Genomic DNA, 13,659 nt, shown 5'->3' on the forward strand with positions numbered 1-13,659 from the left:
GCTCAGAGGTGCACGTCGCGGAGGCCGACGGCGTTGCGCAGCCCGGAGCAGTTGTAGCAGCCGACGCAACCGCGGCAGTCGGTGCATTTGGCACAGCCCAGGCACCCGGCGCAGCGCGCGCACGCGAAACACGCCGCGCAGCCGGCACATTCGCGCAGTGCGAAGGACAGCGCCGTGAACGCGCTGCCCGCCACGGCCGAGCTGCCTGCGGTGCCGACCGAGCCCGACACCCCGGCGCTGGCGACGGTCGCGATCGACCCGGCGACCCCGGCGCTGAGAGCAGTGGCCATCGATCCGGCGACGCCGGCGCTGCGGCTTGTGGCCAGCGACCCGGCCACCCCGGCGCTGCGGTCTGTGGCCAGCGAGTTCGACACTCCGTGCGACCTGGTGGGCCCGCGAAGACGCGCAAGGGATCTCATGGTCTCAGCATGAAACCGCGAGGGCCGCGGGGCAACCGTTTACCGGGAGAAAGACGCTCAGCCGGCCCCCTTGCCGTTGTCCACGCGGTACACCGCGCCGTGGATGGCCGCGGCGTCGTCGCTGGCCAGAAAGGCGATCGTCTTGGCGACGTCGAAGGGGTCCATCATTCCGCGCGGCGCGGCGATCCGCATGATCAGGTTCCAGTCGGCATCCTCGGGTGCGGCGAATTCGGTGACCTGCGGGGTCAGCATCCCGCCCGGGCACACGGCGTTGACGCGCAGCCGCTCGGCGCTGTACTCGACGGCCAGCGCACGGGTCAGACCGATCAGCCCGTGTTTGGCCGCGCAATACCCGGCCGAATACACCTCGCCCTCCAGCCCCGCCACGGAGGACACGTTGACGATGTTGCCGCCCGTCTTGAGCAGGTGCGGAAGCGCGGCCCGGCACAGGAAGAACGGCGCGCTGAGGTTGACCGCGAGATCGTGGGCCCAGTTCTCGTCGGTCAGGGAGACGGTGTGCCGCATCTCGTGGAATCCCGCGGCATTGACGAGCACGTCGAGTCGGCCGAAGGCCCCCAGGCATTCCTCCACGGCCACCGCGCAGTGCTGCGGCGAGGCGATGTCGATCGAGGCGTACTTGCCGCGGGGAACCTCGGTGAACACCTGCTCCATCCGGGCGCTGTCGCGGGCGACGCCGAACACCGTCGCGCCCCGCTGGGCGAACAGGACGGCCGTCGCCGCACCCAGACCCGAGGACACCCCGGTGATCAACGCAACCTTGCCGGTCAAATCGGTCATGATCCGACCTTCTCATGCCGCACCGCCTCTGCGGTGGCTGGATCAGGTGGTGGTCTCGGCCGCGCGTGGACGCGCCGGGGGCACCGCGGCCAGCAGCGTGCGGGTGTACTCCTGATGCGGATCGGCGAACAACTCGGCCGCCGGGCGGTGCTCGACCGCCTGTCCGGCCTGCATCACCAACACGTCGTGACACATCCGCTGCACGACGGCCAGATCGTGGGCGATGAACAGATACGTCAGCGACAGCTCGCGCTGCAACCGTTCGAGCAGGTCGAGCACCCGCGACTGCACCGACACGTCCAGCGATGCGGTCGACTCGTCGAGGATGAGCAGGTCCGGCTCGACGGCCAGCGCCCGCGCGATGCTGACCCGCTGCCGCTGCCCACCGGAGAGTTCGTGCGGGTAGCGGGCGGCGAACGACCGCGGCAGTCCGACCAGGTCGAGCAGCTCGGCCACCCGTGCGCGCCTGGCGTCCCGCCCGTCGGCCAGCCCGTGGACGATCAACGGCTCGGCGACCGCGGTGCCCACCTTCAGCCGGCCGTTGAGCGAGGAGAACGGATCCTGGAAGACGATGCTGATACGGCGCCGCAGAGCCTTGACCGCCGAACCGCGAACCCCGAAGACATCGGTCCCGTCCAGCTCGGCGGTCCCGCCGTCGGGTGCGACCAGCCCGGTCAGCGCACCGGCCACGGTGGACTTGCCCGAGCCGGATTCGCCGACCAGACCCAGCGTCGTTCCCCGGCGGATGTCGAAGCTGACGCCGCGGACCGCGTGGATCTTCGATGTGCCCGTCGGCGTCTGCACGTCGAACCGCACGTCGAGGTCGCCGACCTTGAGCAGGGTGGGGGTCTGTGCCGGCGGTTCGGGTGGCCCGGCGACGCCGATGACCGGGCGGGCCGCCAGCAGCTCCCGGGTGTATTCGTGCCGGGGATGGTCGAACACGTCGAGGATCGGCGCCTGTTCGACCACCTCGCCGCGGTTGAGTACGGTGACGTCGTCGGCGACCTGGCCGATGACACCCAGATCGTGGCTGATCCACACCACCGCCGCCCCGAAGTCGCGCTGCAGCTCGGCCACCAGGTCGATGATCTGGGCCTGGGTGGTCACGTCCAGCGCGGTGGTGGGCTCGTCGGCGATCAGCAGCTTCGGGTCGCAGGCCAGCGCGATGGCGATCATCACCCGCTGGCGCTGCCCCCCGGAAAGTTGGTGCGGGTAGGCCTGCAGGCGGTTCTCGGGATCGGGGATGCCGACACTCTCCAACAGGTGGACCGCACGCTCCCGCGCCGCACGGCGGGTCATGTTGCGGTGCGCCTGAAGCGATTCGGTGATCTGACGCTCCAATGTCAGCAGTGGGTTCAGCGAGGTGCCGGGGTCCTGGAAGACGAAACCGATCCGGCTGCCGTGCACGCTGCGCAGCACGCGCGGGGCCGCACCGACGAGTTGCGTTGTCTCGCGATCGCTTCCGCCGTTGAGGGTGCTCGAACCCGTCACGACGGCGCCGGGCGCATCGAGCAGCCCGGTGGCCGCCAGCACGGTCATCGACTTGCCCGAGCCCGACTCGCCGACGATGCCCAGCGTCTGCTCGGCGGCGACGTCGAAGGAGACACCGTGCACGATGTCGCGGCGCCCGATGCGCACCCGCAGATCGGCCACACTCAGAACGGATTCGCTCACCGCTTCCTCCGCGCCTCGATCATGCTGCGTTGCCGGGGATCGAGCACGTCGCGCAACCCGTCACCGAGCAGATTGAACGCCAGCACCACCACGAAGATGGCCGCGCCCGGGAAGACCGCCATCCACCACGCCAGCGTCACGAATCCCTGGGAGTCGAAGATCATCCGGCCCAGTGAGGGCTGCGGCGGCTGGATGCCCAGACCCAGGAACGACAGCGCGGCCTCGGAGAGGATCGCGAACGCCAGCGACAGCGACACCTGCACGATCAGCGGTGCGGTGATGTTGGGCAGGATATGCCGGGTGATGATGTAGCCGTGGCCGGTGCCCATCGTCTGCGACACCGCCACATAGGGTTCCGAGCGCACACTGAGGGTGCTGGCGCGGGCGACCCGCGCGAAGATCGGCGTGTAGACGATCGCGATGGCCAGCGTGGTGGTGGTGATACCCGGGCCGAGGATGGCCACCACGGCCAACGCCAGCAGCAGCACCGGGAACGCGAACATCACGTCGACGACGCGCATGAACACCGTGTCCAGCCAACCTCCGCGGTATCCGGACAGCACGCCGATGGTCACGCCGACCAGCGCCGCGAGCGCCACGCTGATGACCGCCACCCGCATCGAGGCCTGCACCGCCACCAGCACCCGGGAGAACACGTCGCGGCCCAGTTCGTCGGTGCCGTACCAGTTGGTGGTGCTCGGCGCGTGCAGGGCGTTGGGCACGTCGACGTCGTTGATGCCGTAGGGGGCGATCCAGCTCGCGGTCACGGCCACGAACACGACGGCCGCCAGCACGATTCCGGCGATCAGCGTGACCGGGTTGCCGAAGAGCACCCGGATCCACGACATCCGGGCCTCGCCGGCATCGGGGGCCGTCTCGTCGGGTGCCGTGTTGTCGGGGGCCGGGGGAGTCTGTTCGGTCATGACAGCCGGATCCTCGGATCGATGACCGCGTAGAGCAGGTCGACGACGAGGTTGACCAGCAGGAACAGCACGGCGATGAGCAGCACCGCCCCCTGGATCACCGGGTAGTCGCGCGCGGCGACGGCATTGAAGACCAGCCGGCCCAGTCCGGGCCAGGCGAACACCACCTCCACGACGATGACCCCGCTGAGGATCGTGGCCAGCTGGATTCCCGTGATGGTCAGCACCGGCACCAGGGCGTTGCGCACGATGTGGCGCATCGTGACGATCCGCGGCGCCAGGCCCTTCGACCGCGCGGTCCGAACGTAGGTCATGCCGGAGACCTCCAGCACGGCCGAACGCACGTATCGGGTCATGATCGCCCCGGCGACGAACCCGACGGTCAGCCCGGGAAGGATCACGTGGCGCAGCCACCCGCCGGGATCGTCGAACAGCGGGCGGTACCCCGAGGTCGGCAGCCAGCCCAGCGTGGTGGAGAACAGGGCGATGAGCAGGATGCCCATCCAGAAGTCGGGCACCGACACCCCGAACTGGCTGGCCACCCGGATGATCGCATCGGAGACCTTGCCCTCGTGCAGCGCGGAGTAGATCCCGGCGGGAATCGCGATCAGCAGCGCGATGAGGATCCCGAACACCGCGAGCGACACCGTGGCGGGCAGGCGTTCCATCAGGATCTGCGTGACCGGGTCGCCGTTGCGGAAACTGACACCCAGATCACCGCGCACCGCCGAGCCGGCGTAGCCGAAGAACTGCTCGAGCAGGGGACGGTCCAGGCCGCTGGCCGCCCGCAGTGCGTTGTAGGCCTCCGGGGTGTAGCGGGTGCCCAACGCGATCCGCACCGGATCGCCCGGAACGAGCTGCACCAGCGCGAAAACGAGGATGAGCACCCCGAAGAGCACCACCAGCGAGTAGAGCAGCCGGCGGGCCAGGAACCGCACGATCGGGTGGGTCAGCACACCCCGCACCGGAGCGGGCAGCCCGGCGTTGCGCACCGGGGCGGTCATGAGGCCGCGTCCTCACCCAGCGAGGCGTGGCGGAACCGCACCGCGGCGTCGCGGCGGGCCTCATACCCGGACAGTTCGGGATTCCAGGCCTGAATGACCGAAGGGTTGTAGAGGAAGATGTAACTCACCTCGTCGGCGATGCGGCTGGCCGCCTTGTCGTAGATCTCGTGCCGGGCCTTGCGGTCGGTTTCCACCCGCCCGGCATCCAGCAGCCGGTCCACCTCGGGGTCGGAGAATTTCTGGGCGTTGCTGGTGCCGTCGGTGTGGTGCTGGGCGTAGTAGAAGTCATCCGGGTCGATGTTGCCCAGCCAGCCCATCATGAGCATGTCGAAGTTGCCGTTGTTCTGTTCGTCGAGCCAGGTGGCGAAGTCGACGGTGCGGATGTTCACCGTGATCCCGAGCGGCGCAAGGTTGTCCGCGATGATCTGCGCGGCGGTCACCGTCTCGGGGTAGTCGCCGGTGACCAACATGTCGAGATTGCGTGGCGGCGGCGTGCCGTCGGCCTGCGCCTCCGCGAGCAGGCTCCTGGCCTTGTCGAGGTCGTAGCTGTAGCGGTCGTAGGGGGTGTACCAGGGATTGCCCTCGGGGATGGCGAGCTGGTTGACCGTGGCAGTGCCGTAGTTGGTGGCCTGTTCGATCGAGTCCCGGTCGATCGCATAGGCGATGGCCTGGCGCACCCGCACGTCGTCCCACGGCCGCCGGGCCTCGTTGAGCGCCAGATACCAGTAGTCGTTGCTGGGGGTCACCGCCAGGTGAATGGAGTCGTCATTGGCCAGCTGCGCCACGCGCTGCGTGGGCACCGAGTCGGTCCAGTCGATCTCGCCGGCCTGCAGCGCCGAGAGTGCGGTCGACGGTTTGGAGATGAACCGGTAGGTGACGCCGGACAAGCCCGGGGCGCCGTCCCAGTAGTCCGGGTTGGCCTTCAACGTGATGGAGTCGCCGCTTCTCTGGCCCACGAACGAGAACGGGCCGGTGCCGATCGGATGGGTGGCGATCTGTCCGCTTTCGACGTTCTCGCGCTGCACGATCGCCATGCCCTTGAAGCCCCCGAGGTTCGTCAACAGGTTCGGGGTGGGATGGTCCACGCGGATGACGACGGTCGCCGGATCCGGTGCGCTGACGTCGGTGACGGCGGCGAACTTGTCGACGTTGGCCAGCTTCTCGTCCATGATGCGCCGGTAGGAGTAGACCACGTCGTCGGCGGTCAACGGCCGGCCGTCGTGCCAGGTGACGCCGTCGCGCAGGTGGAACGTCCAGGTCAGCTGGTCGGGGGAGACCTCCCACGACTTGGCCAGCGCCGGCCGCATCTCCAGGTTCTCGTCGGGTTCGACCAGGGTGTCGAACACGTTCTCCAGCACTTCGAAGGAGAAATAGGCGGTGGTCTTCTGCGGGTCGAGCTGATCGGGTTCGCCGGAGATCGCCGCGACCAGGTTGTCGGCGGACCCCTCGCCCAGGTCGACGCGCTGGCCGGTGGAGCAGGCGGTCAGCGCCACCAGCAGCGCGACGACCACAGCGGTCACCGCCGCCGATCGCTTCATCACCGTTACTCTCATGTCGCGGGCCATGTCCCGCATCGCACACTACCCGGGTCGCCTCAGATGTAAACCTGAGCCGGCGGCGCGGCGGACGTTCGTCGGCGCAGCGACCGGCCACGCGGCGCGCTCCGACCGGATCCCGATGCGGGCGCGACTACGCGTGGTCGCCGCTGCGTGCGCTGCTCGCGGGCGGACCCGTGTGTTGACGGTGCAGCCCGTTAAACCGCGGTAGGGCACGATGTTTCGGCTCGGCACCCGACCCGTTCCCGGTGCCGTCGGCGTCGGTGGTCTCACTGCCGGCGGCCCCGGCGTCACTCCGTGACGGCGTCCTCCGCGCGGGCAACGCCGGATCCTCGCCGTTCGCGGACTCGTTGGCGGAGTCCGTCCCGGATGTCCGCACCGGCGCCGCATCCGCCTGCGCGCGACTCGTAACCGTCTGCTGGACAGCAGAATCCGGCTCGGGGGAATCGGTGCCGGGCCCGGCCGCCGGAGCGGACGCATCGGCGTCCGGCTCGTCACCCGCCGCCTCGCCCGGCGTCGCGCCCGCCGCCTCATCGGGTCCCGGGTCCGTTCCGGGGGCCGACTCGACCGCGGGGGCCCCGCGCGAGGTGACGGGGGTCGGCGCCACGGCCGCCGCCGCGAGATCGTCGGCCGCCGTCTCGTCCGCCGCGGCGGCTGCCGCGAGATCGTCGTCCGCCGTCTCGTCGGCCGTGTCGTCCACCGTGTCGTCGGCCGTGGCGGCGGCTCCCGCGTTGTTCCCCGGCGGCACCAACGGCATGAAGAACTTCGCACGGGTCGGTGCGCTGTAATCGCTTCTGTCATAGGCGAGTTCGATGAACTTGCGCAGCGGCCGGTCGAGCGCGGCGATCACCGGGTCGGGCAGGATCGGATCCAGCGGCATCAACAGCGGAACCGGGTAGGTCTTGATCACGTAGTAGGTGGTGTTGGAGGCGGGGTCGTGCTGGTAGTAGTCGCTGCCGGCCTGCTGCGCCTGCTGCAGATCGGCGACGGTCAGTTCGGTCTGGGTGTCGCCGTGCACCAGCAGGATCCCCATCACCGCGTTCGCGACGGCCACCGGGTTCCACAGGTAGGTGGGGAAGTCCGCCCAGCCGTCGTACTGTCGCGCGATGTCTATGGTCAGATCGCCGGGCGCCCCGTCGACTCCGTTGTTGGGCGTCGCACCGGTGAAGGTGACGTTCAGGAACGGTACGACGAGCCCGTCGAAGCGCTGCATCACGCCGCCGTTGGGCCGGCTCGGGTTCTCCACCAGTAGGTAGGTGTCACCGGTGTGGGTGGCCTTGTACTGCGAGGCGGCCACCGCACCCTGCGAGAACCCGAAGATCACGTCGCCGTGGGCCGGATCCTGTTCCTGCAGCAGCGCGACGGCCTGGGCGACCGAGGCGTCGTAGGTCAGGTCGGTGAAGCCGCCGTGGGAGAACGGCCGGAAGCCGGCGTTGTAGGGCACCTTCCGATAGCCCGGGTCGACCCCGGGGATGCCGGTGCCGTCGATCACGGTCCCGATGAAGTCGCGGAACTGATCCTCGGTGGGCTCGTCGCCGATGTTGGTGCCGCGCAGGTAGTGCAGCGTGGCCGCCAGTTGTGGTCCCGCCGCCAGGGGAGGCAGGGCCCCGATCACCGCCGCGGCGGTCACCGCGATGCCGGCGGTACCCAGCGCCGGTAGCCGCACCCACGCGGCGGCGGGGGCGCGCCGCGAAGTGCGCTGCCGATCCCGCTGCCCGTCCGGCCGTCCGTCTCGATGATGGGGCTGCCACCGCGAGCGTCGTGCGCGGTGCCTGCCGCCCGAACGGTGCCGATATCCACCCATGGTGCCCCCTCGGTGACCCGGAGCCATCCCCCTGGCCGCGGTGCGGGTCGGTGTGAGCCTACGCCTCGATGTTTGCTGTAATACGAGAAACGGGTACGAAAGCGCAGTGACGGCAAATTTCGGATACGTATGGTGCGGGTGTGGCGGCGTACCCTCGGGGTCGCGGTTCCGCGCCGGTGACCGGCGCGTGCCATGCTGGCCGCCGGGTGGTCCGGCCGTACTGCCGCAATGATGAGGAGGCCTAGCGTTCTGGGACGCGCTCCTGGGACGCGCTCCTGGGACGCGCTCCTGGGACGAGCTTCTGGGACGAGCTTCTGGGACGAGCTTCGACGACGGGAAGGTGAGTGTCGACCGTGAGTTCAGCCGATCGGCTTGAGCGGTGGGAATCCCGCAGCGAGTGGGCACTGGCCGCCGTGGCCGTCGTCTTCCTGGTGGTCTACTCCGTCCAGGTCCTCGCCGCCCCCGGCCGGCAGCTGAACGACACCCTCAACGTCGTCATGAGCGTGCTGTACCTGGCCTTCGTCATCGACTACGTGGTCCGGTTGACCCTGGCGCCGCGCCGCGGGCGGTGGTTCTTCCGGCATCTGCTGGACCTGGCGATCGTGGTGTTGCCGTTCCTGCGTCCTTTGCGACTCCTGCGGCTGCTGGTGCTCGTCAAGGTGATGCACCGCGCCGGCGGCGACGTGATCCGCGGCCGGGTCGCCATCTACACCGCCAGCGCCGCGGTGCTGCTGGTCTACGTCGCCTCGCTGGCCATGCTAGAGACCGAGCGTTCGGCGCCCGGCGCCACGATCACCGATTTCGGCAAGGCCGTGTGGTGGTCGATCGTCACCATCACCACGGTCGGTTACGGCGACATGTACCCGGTGACGGTGACCGGACGGGTCATCGCGGTGATGCTGATGATCGGCGGCATCAGCCTCATCGGTGTCATCACCGCCACGGTCGCCTCCTGGATCGTCGAGCGGGTGTCGGAGGAGGACACCGCCAACCGCACCGCCACCGCCGCACAGATCGAGGATCTGCGCGCCGAGATCCGCAACCTGACGGCGAAGCTGAGCGTCCGCGACCACGACCGCGAGGAGGCGTGGTCGAACCGCTAGCGCCAACTGCGCCCCCGCACGGGTGGGGGCTGCCTATGTTGAGATCCGAGCCGCGACTGACCGCACGTACCGAAAGGTGGCCGGATGCCGACCGGAACTGCAGAAGAGCCGAGACGGACCCCGGAGCAGGTGCCGGAGAGGGTGCCGAAGAGGGTCGTGGTGTGGGGGACCGGCTTCGTCGGCCGGATGGTCATCGCCGAGATCGTCGAACATCCCGAGTTCGATCTCATCGGAGTCGGCGTCAACAACCCCGCGAAGGCCGGCCGCGACGTCGGTGAGATCTGCGGGCTGGCCCAACCGGTCGGTGTGACCGCCACCGACGACGTCGACGCGCTGATCGCGCTGCGCCCCGACGCGTTGGTCCACTACGGGCCCACCGCCGCCCATGCTGAGGACAACATCGCCCTGATCGGCAAATTTCTGCGTGCGGGCATCGATGTGTGCTCCACGGCCATGACGCCGTGGGTGTGGCCGCCGATGAAACAGAATCCGCCGAACTGGATCGAGCCGATCACCCGCGCGTGCGAGGAGGGCGGCGCCTCGTGCTTCACCACGGGCATCGATCCGGGGTTCGCCAACGACCTGTTCCCGATGACCCTGATGGGGTTGTGCTCGGAGGTGCGCACGGTCCGGGCCGCCGAACTGCTCGACTACACCAACTACGAGGGTGACTACGAATTCGAGATGGGGATCGGGCGCGAACCCGAATTCCGCCCGTTGCTGGAGAACCCCGACGTGCTCGTCTTCGCCTGGGGTGCCACGGTGCCGATGATGGCCTACGCCGCCGGGATCGAGCTCGACGAGATCACCACCACCTGGGACAAATGGGTGACCCCGACCGAACGCAAGACCGTCAAGGGCGTCATCGCGCCCGGCCAGGTGGCCGCGGTGCGGTTCACCATCAACGGCGTGTACCGTGGCGAAACCCGCATCCAGCTCGAACACGTCAACCGCATCGGGCACGACGCGGCCCCGGACTGGCCCTCGGGTAACGACGACGATGTCTACCGGGTGGACATCGAGGGGACCCCGAGCATCTTCCAGGAGACCGCGTTCCGGTTCACCGACGGTTCCGGGCGCGACCCGGCCACGGCGGGGTGTCTGGCCACCGGCCTGCGTGCACTCAACGCGGTGCCCGCCGTCAACGACCTGCCGCCGGGTTGGGTCACCCCGCTGGACCTGCCGTTGATTCCGGGGGTGGGCACCATCCGCTGACCGCTCGGCGCGCCGGCCCGGATTGCACTTCCCCCGAAGCGGGAAGTAGTCGACCGTGACTGTCGACCTTGTGCTGGTGGCCACGGGCGTCCTGGGCCTCGTCGTGGCCGCGGCGTCGTCGCAGATGCGGCGGCTGCCGATCTCCGAACCGATGCTGGGGCTGTTCGCCGGGGTGCTACTCGGACCTTATGTGCTCGACGTGCTGGCGGTGGCGCCGCTCACCGAGGACTCGGAACTGCTGCACGAGGCCGGCCGGGTGCTGCTGGCGATCTCGGTGATGGCCGTCGCGCTGCGCTACTCGATCGCCGACGCCGCCGCCCGCTGGCGCCCCGTGCTGTTGCTGCTGCTGGTGGCGCTGCCGGGCATGGCGGCGGTTTCGGCCGCGCTGGGGTGGGCGCTGGTCGGTCTGCCGATCGCCGCGGCGGTGTTGTTCGGTGCCGCCGTGAGCCCCACCGACCCGGTGCTGGCCTCCAGCGTGGTCACCGGTACGGACGCCGAACGTGACCTGCCCGCCCGGGGCCGGCAGATCCTGTCGCTGGAGTCGGGCTCCAACGACGGGCTCGCGCTCCCGCTGGTGCTGGCAGCGATCGCCGGTGCGGGCGCGATGAGCGTCTCCGACGCGCTCATCGAGTCGCTGTGGCAGGTCGGCGGCGCCGTCGTGGTCGGTGTGGTGATGGGCGGGCTGGCCGGGCGGGCGCTGCGGCTCGGCGAGGAACACGGGGCCACCGACGCGGGGCCCGCACTGTTCTTCACCGTTGTGCTGGCCCTGGGCATTCTGGGCCTGTCCGGCCTGATGGGTGTCGACGGTGTTCTGGCGGTTTTCGTCGGGGGGGCTGGCGTTCAACTTCGCGGGCACCGGCCACCAGCGGTCCTCGGAGGTGCCCATCGACGAGGCCGTCAACCGGTTCGCGGTGCTGCCGCTGTTCGTGTTGCTGGGCGCGGCCCTGCCGTGGCGGCAATGGGCCGAGCTGGGCTGGGGTGCGGCGGTCCTCGTGGTCGCGGTGTTGTGTCTGCGCCGCGTCCCGCTGATCCTGTTGCTGCGCCGACCGCTGCGCCTGCCCACGCCGGACGCGCTCTACCTGGGCTGGTTCGGGCCGGTGGGCGTGTCGGCGCTGTTCTACCTCACGCTGGAGGCCACACGGATGGACCTCGATCCCGCGGTGCTGGCCGCGGGATCGCTGGTGCTGGCCTGTAGCTGCGTCGTCTTCGGCCTGACGGGCGTGTTCGGCCGAATCCTCTACCGCCGATCCACCGCGGAGACGGGTGCCGCCGCCGGCGGGAGGCCGGGCCCGGCATAGTTGCCGACATATGGCTGCCGACACAACCGCCGACGTAACGGTGGCGGGTGCCGGAGCGAGAAACCCGGTGAAGTTATCCCGGGCTGCGTGCTGCGTGGGCCCAGACGAAGGATGAGATGACGCGCGCAAAGTTGCAGGCGGTCGGGCTGTCCGTCGGCGCCACCGCCCTGACCGCCGTGACCAGCGACACGACGGTGCGGCGATCGGCCGTGCTGACATTGTTCGGGCACCGCCCACCGCTGCTGGGCCGGCCCTGGGAGCACCGCGAGTCGCTGCGGTCCGACCGGCCCGAGTATCGTGGGGTGGTCCTCACCGACTTCGTCGATCGGGTGGGTGACCCGGTCGCGATGCTGGCCCCCGACGGTTCGCCACACCGGGCCGAGGCGTTGCTGGCCGAGGCTCTGCGGGTGCTGGCCGGCGCGGCCGTCGGGCGAGGGGAGATGCCCGCGCTGATCACGGTCGCCTACCCGGTGCAGTGGTCCCGCGCGGCGACGGAGGCCCTGCGCCGGGCGCTGCGGCGGGTCCCGGAGTTCTCGCACCGACGGGTGCGGCTGGTGCCCGACGCCACCGCCGCGCTCACCGCGCTGCAACGCCAGCCCGGGCTGCCGGTGCACGGGGTCGTCGCGGTGTGTGACCTCGGTGGTAGCGGCACCACCCTCACCCTCGTCGACGCCGAACACGGGTACGCGCCGATCGGTGAGCCGGTCCGCCACCACGACTTCGGCGGAGACCTCGTCGATCAGACCCTGCTGACCCACGTCGTGGGCGAGCTCGCGCGCGCCGGCGCGGTCGACGTCACCTCGACGTCGGCGATCGGTGCACTCAGCGCGCTGCGCGGCCAGTGCCGCCGCGCCAAGGAGACCCTGTCGGCCCGGGCCGTCGCCGCCCTGGCCGCCGAGTTGCCGGACTATCGCGGCGAGGTGCGGGTGACCCGGGCCGAGCTCGACGACCTGATCCACGGTCCGCTGGCCGGACTGGTCGATGGGATTCGGGATATGCTGCAGCGCAACGGGATCGCACCGGCGAACCTGTCCGCGGTGGCCACGGTCGGCGGCGGGGCGTCCATCGCCGCGGTCACCACTATGCTCTCGCAGGAACTGCGGGTTCCGGTGCTGACCCCACCGAGTCCCGAGATCGCCGCGGCCACCGGAGCCGCGCTCACCGCTCTCGGCGCCGTCGCCGACGACAGCGAGACCGCGATGGCCCCGACGCGGCGCCCCTCCGCCGGGGTTCCGCCCCGGGGTGCGGTGTCGCAGGACGCCCCGGCCGAGGCGCTTGGGCCACCGCCGGCCGAGGCGCTTGGGCCACCGCCGGCCGAGGCGGCCGAACCACCTCGCGCCGAGCCGGCGCTGGCCTGGTCGGAGGTCGACGAGGATCCCGAGCCACAGTTCAGTGGCCTGGAACTGGCGCCCGGCGCCGCTGCGGCGGGCGCCGAGGGCGTGACCGGGGCCGCCCGGCCGCTGGTCGAATTCGCCGCACCGGCCGAGCTCGCCGAACCGGAGCCGGTGCGCTGGTATCGGCGGCCCGTGGGCGCGACGGTTGCCGCCGCGGTCGTGCTGCTGGCCGCCGCGGGCGGGATCGGGGTGGTGCTCACCCGCGATTCTCAGGACGCGCCGGTGAGCACCCCCGCACCGAGCGTCAGCGAGACGGCGCAACCGGGCCCGCCCGCCGCCGAGGTCGCGGCTCCCGCGCAGATTCCCGATGCCTCCCCGGAGCCGCGGTGATGGTGCGCACAGGCGGATTCTCCGGCTCCGGCCCCGGTGACCCGCACCATCGCCGGCCCCCGTGCCGCGCCGCCGGCCCCCGTGCCGCAGCAGACCCCGCCCGCGGTGACCGAAACCGTCACCGAGACGGCGACACCGGAC

At 70.4% G+C, this 13,659-nt stretch carries 10 protein-coding genes and 1 pseudogene; 4 read left to right on the forward strand and 7 right to left on the reverse strand.

Annotated elements, in window-relative coordinates; all coding sequences use genetic code 11:
- Positions 1-2: 2 nt before the first annotated feature.
- The 7 genes from CSR00_RS11085 to CSR00_RS11115 all read right to left on the reverse strand — a co-directional run bounded on the left by CSR00_RS11085 (position 3) and on the right by CSR00_RS11115 (position 8,040).
- The gene (locus CSR00_RS11085) at positions 3-419 is read right to left on the reverse strand and encodes a hypothetical protein (protein WP_176562007.1); all 417 of its coding nucleotides are present in this window, start codon (positions 417-419) and stop codon (positions 3-5) included.
- 57 nt (positions 420-476) lie between these two features.
- On the reverse strand, positions 477-1,217 hold the full coding sequence (locus tag CSR00_RS11090) for an SDR family NAD(P)-dependent oxidoreductase (RefSeq protein WP_099022449.1): 741 nt from the start codon (positions 1,215-1,217) through the stop codon (positions 477-479).
- Positions 1,218-1,259: 42 nt separating this feature from the next.
- Positions 1,260-2,891 carry an ABC transporter ATP-binding protein gene (locus tag CSR00_RS11095; protein WP_099022450.1) on the reverse strand — a complete coding sequence of 544 codons (1,632 nt, stop codon included), beginning with the start codon at positions 2,889-2,891 and terminating at the stop codon, positions 1,260-1,262.
- Positions 2,888-3,739, reverse strand: coding sequence for an ABC transporter permease (locus CSR00_RS11100; protein ID WP_245905946.1), 852 nt, complete (start codon positions 3,737-3,739; stop codon positions 2,888-2,890). The genes CSR00_RS11095 and CSR00_RS11100 overlap by 4 nt, the downstream gene beginning before the upstream one ends.
- 71 nt (positions 3,740-3,810) lie before the next feature.
- Positions 3,811-4,818 carry an ABC transporter permease gene (locus tag CSR00_RS11105; RefSeq protein WP_099022452.1) on the reverse strand — a complete coding sequence of 336 codons (1,008 nt, stop codon included), beginning with the start codon at positions 4,816-4,818 and terminating at the stop codon, positions 3,811-3,813.
- Positions 4,815-6,356 carry an ABC transporter substrate-binding protein gene (locus CSR00_RS11110; RefSeq protein ID WP_099022453.1) on the reverse strand — a complete coding sequence of 514 codons (1,542 nt, stop codon included), beginning with the start codon at positions 6,354-6,356 and terminating at the stop codon, positions 4,815-4,817. The genes CSR00_RS11105 and CSR00_RS11110 overlap by 4 nt, the downstream gene beginning before the upstream one ends.
- Before the next feature lie 151 nt (positions 6,357-6,507).
- Positions 6,508-8,040 (reverse strand): PE-PPE domain-containing protein, encoded by a 1,533-nt coding sequence (locus CSR00_RS11115; RefSeq protein WP_245905942.1) that lies wholly within the window; start codon positions 8,038-8,040, stop codon positions 6,508-6,510.
- 491 nt (positions 8,041-8,531) lie between these two features.
- On the opposite strand from CSR00_RS11115, the gene CSR00_RS11120 reads away from it, so the two are divergent.
- The 4 genes and pseudogenes from CSR00_RS11120 (at position 8,532) to CSR00_RS11135 (ending at position 13,518) form a co-directional block, all read left to right on the forward strand.
- Positions 8,532-9,281, forward strand: coding sequence for a potassium channel family protein (locus CSR00_RS11120; RefSeq protein WP_099022468.1), 750 nt, complete (start codon positions 8,532-8,534; stop codon positions 9,279-9,281).
- A gap of 186 nt (positions 9,282-9,467) precedes the next feature.
- Positions 9,468-10,496: an NAD(P)H-dependent amine dehydrogenase family protein gene (locus CSR00_RS11125; RefSeq protein ID WP_099022469.1), complete on the forward strand. Its 1,029-nt coding sequence runs from the start codon at positions 9,468-9,470 to the stop codon at positions 10,494-10,496.
- 55 nt (positions 10,497-10,551) lie between these two features.
- Positions 10,552-11,794: pseudogene (locus CSR00_RS31785) on the forward strand (cation:proton antiporter domain-containing protein).
- A 116-nt stretch (positions 11,795-11,910) separates the two neighbouring features.
- On the forward strand, positions 11,911-13,518 hold the full coding sequence (locus CSR00_RS11135) for an Hsp70 family protein (RefSeq protein ID WP_099022455.1): 1,608 nt from the start codon (positions 11,911-11,913) through the stop codon (positions 13,516-13,518).
- Positions 13,519-13,659 lie beyond the last annotated feature (141 nt).

The sequence above is a fragment of the Mycolicibacterium palauense genome (genome assembly GCF_002592005.1).
In the GTDB taxonomy this organism is placed as follows: Bacteria; Actinomycetota; Actinomycetes; order Mycobacteriales; family Mycobacteriaceae; genus Mycobacterium; species Mycobacterium palauense.

Bases quoted from the DNA above. Each gene is read 5' to 3' on its own strand.
- CSR00_RS11085 (WP_176562007.1), bottom strand. From the start codon at position 419: ATGAGATCCCTTGCGCGTCTTCGCGGGCCCACCAGGTCGCACGGAGTG.
- CSR00_RS11090 (WP_099022449.1), bottom strand. From the start codon at position 1,217: ATGACCGATTTGACCGGCAAGGTTGCGTTGATCACCGGGGTGTCCTCG.
- CSR00_RS11100 (WP_245905946.1), bottom strand. From the start codon at position 3,739: ATGTCGTGGATCCGGGTGCTCTTCGGCAACCCGGTCACGCTGATCGCC.
- CSR00_RS11105 (WP_099022452.1), bottom strand. From the start codon at position 4,818: ATGACCGCCCCGGTGCGCAACGCCGGGCTGCCCGCTCCGGTGCGGGGT.
- CSR00_RS11110 (WP_099022453.1), bottom strand. From the start codon at position 6,356: ATGAAGCGATCGGCGGCGGTGACCGCTGTGGTCGTCGCGCTGCTGGTG.
- CSR00_RS11125 (WP_099022469.1), top strand. From the start codon at position 9,468: ATGGTCATCGCCGAGATCGTCGAACATCCCGAGTTCGATCTCATCGGA.
- CSR00_RS11135 (WP_099022455.1), top strand. From the start codon at position 11,911: ATGACGCGCGCAAAGTTGCAGGCGGTCGGGCTGTCCGTCGGCGCCACC.